The 8,861-nt window shown below is 41.7% G+C and carries 9 protein-coding genes; 3 read left to right on the top strand and 6 right to left on the bottom strand.

Annotation, left to right across the window (positions count from 1 at the left end):
• Window positions 1–70: 70 nt before the first annotated feature.
• Complete coding sequence (locus tag DBR43_RS03985; RefSeq protein ID WP_124578117.1) at window positions 71–3,076, top strand: DUF2723 domain-containing protein; 3,006 nt, start codon at window positions 71–73, stop codon at window positions 3,074–3,076.
• 22 nt (window positions 3,077–3,098) lie between these two features.
• Here the strand turns inward: DBR43_RS03985 and DBR43_RS03990 are convergent, their stop codons facing one another.
• The 4 genes from DBR43_RS03990 to DBR43_RS04005 form a co-directional block, all read right to left on the bottom strand.
• On the bottom strand, window positions 3,099–3,620 hold the full coding sequence (locus tag DBR43_RS03990; protein ID WP_124578118.1) for a MepB family protein: 522 nt from the start codon (window positions 3,618–3,620) through the stop codon (window positions 3,099–3,101).
• Window positions 3,621–3,689: 69 nt separating this feature from the next.
• A complete protein-coding gene (locus DBR43_RS03995; protein ID WP_073231615.1) occupies window positions 3,690–4,325 on the bottom strand; it encodes a peroxiredoxin in 636 nt (211 codons plus the stop codon).
• A 52-nt stretch (window positions 4,326–4,377) separates the two neighbouring features.
• A complete protein-coding gene (locus tag DBR43_RS04000) occupies window positions 4,378–5,325 on the bottom strand; it encodes a DUF72 domain-containing protein (protein ID WP_124578120.1) in 948 nt (315 codons plus the stop codon).
• Window positions 5,326–5,494: 169 nt separating this feature from the next.
• Window positions 5,495–5,893: an antibiotic biosynthesis monooxygenase family protein gene (locus tag DBR43_RS04005; protein WP_199756949.1), complete on the bottom strand. Its 399-nt coding sequence runs from the start codon at window positions 5,891–5,893 to the stop codon at window positions 5,495–5,497.
• A gap of 92 nt (window positions 5,894–5,985) precedes the next feature.
• Between DBR43_RS04005 and DBR43_RS04010 the strand changes: the two genes are divergently transcribed.
• Window positions 5,986–6,666 carry an ArsR/SmtB family transcription factor gene (locus DBR43_RS04010; protein WP_124578122.1) on the top strand — a complete coding sequence of 227 codons (681 nt, stop codon included), beginning with the start codon at window positions 5,986–5,988 and terminating at the stop codon, window positions 6,664–6,666.
• A 72-nt stretch (window positions 6,667–6,738) separates the two neighbouring features.
• Here DBR43_RS04010 and DBR43_RS04015 read toward each other — a convergent pair whose 3' ends face one another.
• Both DBR43_RS04015 and DBR43_RS04020 read right to left on the bottom strand, forming a co-directional pair.
• Window positions 6,739–7,836: a S1C family serine protease gene (locus DBR43_RS04015; protein WP_124578125.1), complete on the bottom strand. Its 1,098-nt coding sequence runs from the start codon at window positions 7,834–7,836 to the stop codon at window positions 6,739–6,741.
• Between the two features lie 7 nt (window positions 7,837–7,843).
• Window positions 7,844–8,410, bottom strand: a complete 567-nt coding sequence (locus tag DBR43_RS04020) for an RNA polymerase sigma factor (RefSeq protein WP_124578126.1) — start codon at window positions 8,408–8,410, stop codon at window positions 7,844–7,846.
• A 210-nt stretch (window positions 8,411–8,620) separates the two neighbouring features.
• Here DBR43_RS04020 and DBR43_RS04025 point away from each other — a divergent pair, with 210 nt between their 5' ends.
• A complete protein-coding gene (locus DBR43_RS04025) occupies window positions 8,621–8,833 on the top strand; it encodes a hypothetical protein (protein WP_069380494.1) in 213 nt (70 codons plus the stop codon).
• The last annotated feature ends 28 nt before the right edge of the window (window positions 8,834–8,861 follow it).

Consider the following 8,861-nt stretch of genomic DNA (forward strand, 5'->3'; position numbering starts at 1 on the left):
AACATTTTCAAAAAGTGATACTTTAATGATTTAGTTATTTTTGATTAACCATAAATCAAAACCTTTAATCATGAAAAATTATCGCCGCCTGAATAACATCATGGGCTTCCTTCTTTTTGGAATCGCCGGCATGGTCTACTGGCTGACCATGGAACCTACCGTTAGCTTTTGGGATTGCGGGGAATTCATCTCTGCAAGCTACCGGTTACAGGTAGGACATCAGCCCGGAGCCCCTTTATTCATGATGATCGGTAAATTATTCTCTACCCTCGCCATGGGCGATCAAACAAAAGTTGCCTACTGGATCAACTTCAGTTCCGTTTTATTCAGCGGGGCGACCATCATGTTCCTCTATTGGACCATTACCGCTCTGGCCTCCAAACTCTATCCAAAAGAAAAAAGCAAACTCGAAACCCTGGGCATCATTTCTGCAGGTTTAATTGGTGCATTGGCTTATACTTTTTCCGATACCTTCTGGTTTTCAGCAGTGGAGGCCGAGGTGTATGCCCTCTCTACCCTCTTCACAGCCATTGTCTTCTGGGCAATCCTGAAATGGGAAGCCGACCTGGATAACCGCTGGCTGGTATTCATCTCTTTCCTTGTGGGCTTATCCATCGGTGCACATTTACTGAGCTTACTTACCATTCCCGCAGTTGTGCTGGTCTATTATTTCAAAAAAACAAAGCAGGTTAGCTGGCTGGGCACATTGAAAGCATTTGCACTGGCCTGCCTGATTGTAGGAACCGTGCAAATCGTGATCGTGCAATATCTGGTATTGTTTGCCGCCAAGTTCGACCTTTTCTTCGTCAACAGCCTGGGCTTTAGCTTTGGTTATGGCGCCATGGCCTTTATCCTCCTGCTTGCCGGCGCGATCAGCTATGGCATCTACTATTCTGTTCAGCACAGAAAATACAACATGAACCTAAGCCTGCTCTGCCTGGCATTTATACTATTTGGCTTTAGCGCTTACTTTGTGACCATCATCAGGGCCAATGCCAAACCCAACATCAACCTCTCTAATCCTGACAATCCTTTTGCTTTATACAACTATCTTGGCAGGACCAATTACGGAGAAACACCACTCCTTTACGGCAAAACCTTTGATGCCAAACAAACAGATTATACAGACACCGGAACAGAGTACCGTAAGGGAAAAGACAAATATGAAGTCTCCGGTAAATCCTTTAAAGTAAACTACGATAAAAACCTGTTTTTCCCACGCACCCATAGTGGGAAAGACGGTCATGCCGCCTACTACAGACAATGGCTGGGCATGGCAGAAGGCGAGACACCAAACTTTATCCAGAACCTGAGCTTTTTCAGTTCCTATCAGGTCGGATTTATGTACATGAGGTATTTCCTATGGAACTTTGTGGGCCGTCAGAACGATATTCAGGGAAGAGGAAACCTGGAGGCCGGAAACTGGATCAGCGGGATTAAACCATTGGATGGAATGAGACTGGGTTCACAGACCAGCTTACCTGCTTCCATTAAAGCTAATGAAGGACATAATGTTTATTATGGCCTGCCCCTGATCCTCGGGATTGCAGGGCTGCTCTTCCTGTATAGAAAGAACAAACAGGCTACTTTAGTGATCGCTACGCTCTTTTTCTTCACCGGGCTGGCGATTATCCTCTACCTGAACCAGGATCCCTTACAGCCCAGAGAACGGGATTATGCCTATGTAGGCTCATTTTATGCCTTCTGTATCTTTATTGGATTTGGCGTATTGGCACTGAAAGAAGCATTACAGCGTTTTGCCCCTGGCAGGTTAAGCCTGATTACCGCTTCCCTGGCCGCCCTGCTTGCCGTTCCGGTATTAATGGCCACACAGGGATGGGACGACCATAACCGTTCTTCAAAAACAACCGCCAGAGACTGGGCAAGGAATTATCTGAATTCCTGTGCGCCAAACGCCATTCTTTTCACCAATGCAGACAATGATACTTTTGCCATGTGGTATGCCCAGGAAGTAGAAGGAATCCGGACAGATGTCAGGGTAATCTGTATGCAGTTCATGAGCGATGATGATTACATCAATCAATTGAAAAAGCAGGTCAACAATTCTGCTCCGCTTCCGGTTACGATGCCAAATGAGAAATATCAAAAGGGAGTCCGCGACTATATCCCTTACATCGATTATGGCTTTACCGACAGCGTAGAACTCAAAGACCTGATGGCGGTACTAACTTCCGACAATAAAGCCGATAAAATTGAAATGGCCGATGGTTCTTTTGAAAACTTCCTGCCAAGCCGAAAACTGAAACTAAGTGTAGATGCCGGTCAGCTGGTAAAAACACAGACGATTAAAGCTGAAGATAAAGAGAAAGCAGCATCCGCCATGGAATGGACGGTCGACAAGAAATTTATCGGCAAAGCAGACCTTGCAGTATATGACATTCTTGCCAACAACAACTGGAAAAGGCCGGTTTATTTTGCGGCCAGTTCCTCTCAGGATACCTATATGGGGCTGGACAAGTACCTTTATCTGGAAGGTTATGCCTATCGCCTGCTTCCTTTAAAGAGAGATCCGAAAGATACCAGGGATAAATCCCAGCTTACCAATACCGATGTGATGTATGAGAACGTGATGAACAAAATGGACTTTTCAGGTTTCCATAAGGCCAGCTATCTCGACGAGCAAAGCCGGGGGATTGCTGAGGGAACCTGGTCTTCCAATAATACCCTTGCCACGAACCTCATCAATGAAGGCAAAAATAAAGCGGCCCATGCCCTCATGATGAAAAGCATAAAAGAACTTCCGTTAAGGAATTATGAAATCCGTGATACCTTAAACAAATTTGATGCAATCAGTATCCTATACCATCTGAACGACCACAAGCAGGCAAATATCATGGCCAAAGAAACCCTTTCTTTTCTCGATCAGGAGCTGACTTACATCGCCTCTTTATCACCGGACATTCAGCGCAGTTACCTCAGAAATATCCAATGGGGCATGTCTGTATTGAATGGGCTGGACCAGGAAACTGAGAAGAACAAACAAACAGGCCTGAATAAGGAAATTAAAGATAAGTTCAAAAACTTAGAAAGTATCTTCTCGAAATCACTCGGATAACGATGCAGACAAGAGGCTCTTTTTATAAAAGGGCCTCTTTTTTATAACCATAAAGCCTGTTGACAAAGCCAGGATCCAGCTCCTGCCCGGGAGAAATTTCTATAAAAAACTCCAGTTGCCATTGCTGGGTTTTCTGTGCCTGTTTATTCCTGGTCACATCCCAGGGAGGATAAACACGAATGGCACGCTTCCCTTCCTTTCCATTATTGCTCAGAATTCCCTGTTTAATCAGCGCAGATTTAGGAAATACAAAATGACCAAAACGTTCGCCTTTCCGGGTGGTCACCAGAAACAGGTCAAGTTCATCAGACGACTGATAAGGTTCAATGGGCCCGCTCCCTTTTCTCTTCCAGAGTGTCACAAACTGACCGGTTTTTGTCGGGGTAATTTTAGCAGTACGAAACCTCAGCGCCAGTCCGTTGAGCGCTAATGAACAAGCCCCATATTCCATACTTTCAGCTTCCGGAACCACATCGCCGGATTCAAAACCAAGGGGATCAAACACCAGTTCTTTCAGGATCAGCAAATCAGCAGGTAAAGCCATGGGAGAAAATAAAAACCCTGCATCAGTCAATCAGATTGATGCAGGGTTATGATGTAAAATAAATGGATCTTATTTATTTGGCTGAGGTGTAGTTCTCAGATAAGGTTTGATCACTTTGTGTCCTTTAGGGAATTTAGCAGGAATATCTTCCGTTTTGATGCTGTTCATCACTACTACATCATCACCATCTTTCCAGTCGGCCGGAGTGGCAACGCTATAATTTGCAGTCAGCTGAAGCGAATCTATCACTCTCAATACTTCATTGAAATTTCTTCCGGTAGAAGCAGGATAAGTCAGCATCAGTTTCACCTTTTTATCCGGAGAAATGATGAACAAAGAGCGCACTGTTAAAGTTTCTGACGCATTTGGATGAATCATATCATACAGATCAGCTACTGTTTTATCTTCATCAGCAATGATCGGAAATTCTACGTTTGTATTTTGTGTTTCATTGATGTCACTGATCCATCCTTTATGTGATTCTGCAGAATCTACACTCAGCGCAAGGACTTTCACGTTTCTTTTTTCGAACTCACCTTTCAATGCAGCTGTACGACCAAGTTCCGTGGTACATACCGGTGTATAATCCGCAGGGTGAGAGAATAAAACACCCCAGCTATCTCCTAAGAATTCATAAAAATCGATCTCGCCAATAGAGGTATCTGCTTTAAAGTTGGGAGCTGCGTCCCCTATTCTTAAACTCATAATGTTGTGGTTTTAGGATATAAATATAATATCTACAAATTTAGTATACTTTTTAGAATAATTGTGTCTGTTTTGTAATATCTTCATCATTGTCTCCAAGAAAAGAAATCTCGGCAATCTGACTACCTAAATGATCGTTAAATGCCTTTATCGTATAGTTTGCCAGAATCGGGGTATCTTTCTCATCATGTTGATGCAGGAAGAAATAAACTTTTTCCAGCCCTTTTCCCATCCATATTTTGATCCGCTCTACCCATTCATCAATCCGGGCTTCGTCGGATGCTTTATGTTCCTGTCCGTTCCCTACAAAGCGGATAAAAATCTCGGGGGTGCTTAGTTCCATATGCACACAGTCCCTTCTTCCGCTGGCATCAGTAATTACTGCACCTTTATTAAGTTTGGCCAGCATTTCAAAAAGACGGGTCCGGTTTGCTTCATCCGAAAACCATTCCGCATGCCTCAATTCTACGAATACTGAAAGATCTGTGGGCAGGTATTTCAGGAATTCTTCCAGCACCTCTATATTCTTAGGACCAAAATTATCTCCCATCTGCAGGAAACAAGGGCCCAGGTATTTTCCAAACTCCGAAATATTGGCCAGAAAAAGATCCGTAGGTTCTTCAGCACCTTTAAGCCTCTTAATATGACTGATCGTTCTCGAAAACTTAGGACAGAACAAAAATCCGTTGTTCGAATTCTCATCTGCTTTTTCTTTCCATTTGCGGATCAGTTCCTGGTTAGGGATGCTATAAAAAACAGCATTCAATTCTATAGAGTTGAAGTGTTTTACATATTCATCCAGAAAATTAGCTTCTTTGGTTTTAGGTGGGTAGATCATGTTCACCCATTCTTTTCTCCCCCATTTCGCGCAACCCACATAAAATTCAGGCTGTTTTGACGGCTGCTTGCCCTTCAGGGTTTTTGCCGTTTGTTTCCCATCATCGGGTAAGGTGAAATCTACTGTTTTAAGCTCCTCATCGGAAACCTTTCCAAAATCCATATCCTTCGTATTTAAATAAAGCCAGCGAATCGCTATCTGTAAAACTATGAAATTTCAGGAATTGTTTAATTATTTTAATCGGTATATATTTGCTTTTATCGGTTATGAAGCCATCATAAATATATTATTCCTTGTCTTTTGTAAGCGGTATGCTGATGATGGTTTCATCTCATTTATCCGGCTTTTGCTGATGATAGCTTTTGCTGTCTTCCGGCGCTTCCTCCCTCCGGAACATTCCATAATCCCTATGCACCTGCGCAATCCTGAGCCGGTAATCCTTAAATACCCCATCCCGTCCTTTCGACTGTGTTTCCCGGTGTGCCTCCAGGTTTCTCCATTCCCGGATGGCGTTTTCGCTTTCCCAAAACGACAGGGACAATATTTTTTCAGGTTGATAAATACTTTGAAACCGCTCAATGGAGATAAAGCCCTTTATCTTCTCCAGTTCCGGCCTGAGCTGTAAAGCCAGGTCCAGATAAGTTTCTTTAAAACCATCCGCAGGAATCACCTCAAAGATCACCGCAAACGCATGTGGATTTAAGCCATCTTCTTCATTCATTTTTGTCATCTTTTCCGATTTTATTTTTGTTTAGATGAAGCAAAGTTGGGAATTCCTTACCTTCAACACTTCATTCCATACTTAACTATACCTGTAATCAAATGAAACAAGAGATTGCATACATTACCTCCCTCATTGGCGATCCGGTACGCACAAAAATACTCTGGACGCTGCTGGATGGCAGGGCTTATACCGCCACTGAACTGGCCATCTGTGCAGATACCTCCCCGCAAAACATCAGCATGCACCTGGGCAAATTGATACAAGCGAATTTGCTGGTGGCGGAACCACAGGGAAGACATAAATATTATCGTTTCTCCCGGCCGGAAGTTGCCTATGCGATTGAAGCCATTGGCAACCTGATTCCAGACGAAAAACATAGAAAGATCGTAGGCAATACCAATAATGCCGCCATAAAACATTGCAGGACCTGTTACGATCATCTGGCAGGTGAAGTAGGTGTTTCAATCACTGCAGAACTTATTCAGCAAAAATTCATTGAGCCGGAAGGAAAAACTTATCTGGTTACAGAGAAAGGCAGTGCTTTTTTCTCTGAATTTGACATCGATACGGATGAACTTAAAAAGTCGCGCAGAATCTTTGCCAAGCCCTGTTTAGACTGGACGGAGAGAAAGCCACATCTTGCCGGCGCATTGGGTGCTGCTTTCCTCGAAAAGATGCTGTTGTCTGATTATTTCAGGAAGACAAAAGATTCCAGGGCCATTGTCATCACCGCTAAAGGGCAACAACAATTGTACGACAGGTTTAAGATTTCTACCTAAAATCCGGTCCTAAAAACAAAAACCCCGAAACGCAAGGTTGCATTCCGGGGTTTTCAATTTCTTTTCAGTATTCTATTTATAAACCTTGATCATAAATACATAATCCTGGATTTTCTCTACCTGTTTGTTTCTGCTCAGGCCTTGCAAAGAATTCCTTTTGTTAAAGGCTACTTTTTTACCCAGAGAATCATTAGGAATAGAGTTTAAAGCTTCCTGAATGTATTTCGATTTGATGGCAAATGTAGCGCCATCCACTTGTTTTTCTTTCGCAGAGATCACTCCGATGATATTTCCCTGATGGTCTAATAAAGGACCACCGCTATTTCCTGGATTAACCGGGATAGAGACCTGATATTGCGTGGTATCTCCGTTATAACCGCTTCTCGAACTCACATAACCTTCACCGAAGACTGCATCATCTTTAGGAAAACCAAGGGTATATACGATTTCTCCCATTCCGATTCCGCTTTGTTTCAACCGGTAAGGAAGGGTAGACAAGGGGCTGAATGATTTGTCAATTATTTTTAAGATGGCCAGGTCGTATTGAGAATCTGTTCTCACTACTTTAGCCTTATAGGAATCTCCTTTATTGTCCTGAACATATACAGAATCAGCACCATCTACCACATGCAGATTGGTTAATAAGTAACCATTTGCAGTCAAAGCGAATCCTGTACCTCCAAAATTAGCAGGTTTAGTGTTCTTAGGTGCATTTGGTGTAGTCTTAGCCTTAATGATTCTGATCAGGCTGCTTTGATCGATTTTGATTTTCGCCATTTCTCTGCTCATCAGTTCCACACTACCAATTTGTTTGGTATTCTGTTGAATCGAATAAACAGTCACAACCGTTAATAAGATAAAAGAAGCGGCCACAGCGATTGCTGCTTTATTCTTGCGCCACATGTTAATGATAAAAGAAGGATGAGGTCTTAGTTCTTCGGTTAAAGTCTCTACATCGATCTGTGCATGTGCACGGTCCATTTTAGCCTTTAAATCCAGTACCTGTGCATATTCTCCAAAAGATTCCAGAAAAACTTTGTGCGCTACCACTTTATGATCCACAATCGGATCACTTTTGCGAAGCTGCTCAAATGCCGTTCTTTCTGCTTCGGAAAGTTTACCATTTAAATAATCCTCAATTATACCCTCTAACTCAATCTCGTTTCTCATATCACCTTTAAACTTGAAAAAACAACTTCTTCAACCGCTGTAAGCATTTATATTTTTGAGTTTTGGCATTATCCGTATTGGTGTAGCCAAATTTCTCGCAAATGTCCTGCATCGAGAGGTTGTTGATGTAAAAATCCTGAATAATCGTCTTGCAGGGTTCGCCTAAATGAAGGAGTGCATCTTGCATTTTATCAAACTGCTTGTCCTTTTCTTCATGATGCTCCAAATCTACCTCTACTGCCATTACATCCTCAAAGTCCGAAATGTTGCTGGTCTTCTTGCTTTGCTGTGAAAGCTTTTTCAACCAGATTCTTCTGCAAACTGAGTATATATAGGTCTTAAGTTTACTGCTCAATTCAAAATTTCCGCCTTTTATTTTATTGTATAAAACGATAATTCCTTCCTGATACACGTCTTTTGCATCATCTTCATCACCGTTATTATTCAAAATAAACTGTAAAATCATCGGGAAATACCCCGTGTACAACTTATTTAGCGCATCTTCTGAGTCATTTAGTATCCCTAAAACTACCTCTCTATCTGTTGGAACTGAACTGCTTAACTTATTACTCACCAATTAATACATTTATACGTGAATGGTAACCCAATGATAGCCAAAAAAAATTTACTTTTTTCTCATCCACCATTTAATACAGTATTAACGTCAACAGTAACCCAAAACATCAATAAAAATATTTTTATTTTTTTTCAAATAGATGGGTTACCTTTTAACCTTTGCCGTATTAATCAGCAAAATTAATTAATTATTTAAAATAGAATTAGAATGAAAAACGCATTTAAATTTGGCTTTGTAGCTTTAGCAATCTCTTTATCAGTAGCAGCTTGTTCATCAGAAAAAAAAGGTGAATCAACTGATACTACTTTAACTGATTCAGGTGCAGTTGTTACTACTGTTGATACTAACGTTGTTGATTCAACTGTAAAAGACACTACTGTTAAAACTACTACAGTTGCTGTTGACACTGTAAAAAAATAAGCTGAATAATCTTATAACAAAAAAGGCG

The sequence above is a fragment of the Pedobacter sp. KBW06 genome (genome assembly GCF_003852525.1).
In the GTDB taxonomy this organism is placed as follows: domain Bacteria; phylum Bacteroidota; class Bacteroidia; order Sphingobacteriales; family Sphingobacteriaceae; genus Pedobacter.

Coding starts and splice junctions, on each gene's coding strand:
- DBR43_RS03985 (WP_124578117.1), top strand. CDS start 71: ATGAAAAATTATCGCCGCCTGAATAACATCATGGGCTTCCTTCTTTTT.
- DBR43_RS03990 (WP_124578118.1), bottom strand. CDS start 3,620: ATGGCTTTACCTGCTGATTTGCTGATCCTGAAAGAACTGGTGTTTGAT.
- DBR43_RS03995 (WP_073231615.1), bottom strand. CDS start 4,325: ATGAGTTTAAGAATAGGGGACGCAGCTCCCAACTTTAAAGCAGATACC.
- DBR43_RS04000 (WP_124578120.1), bottom strand. CDS start 5,325: ATGGATTTTGGAAAGGTTTCCGATGAGGAGCTTAAAACAGTAGATTTC.
- DBR43_RS04005 (WP_199756949.1), bottom strand. CDS start 5,893: ATGACAAAAATGAATGAAGAAGATGGCTTAAATCCACATGCGTTTGCG.
- DBR43_RS04010 (WP_124578122.1), top strand. CDS start 5,986: ATGAAACAAGAGATTGCATACATTACCTCCCTCATTGGCGATCCGGTA.
- DBR43_RS04015 (WP_124578125.1), bottom strand. CDS start 7,836: ATGAGAAACGAGATTGAGTTAGAGGGTATAATTGAGGATTATTTAAAT.
- DBR43_RS04025 (WP_069380494.1), top strand. CDS start 8,621: ATGAAAAACGCATTTAAATTTGGCTTTGTAGCTTTAGCAATCTCTTTA.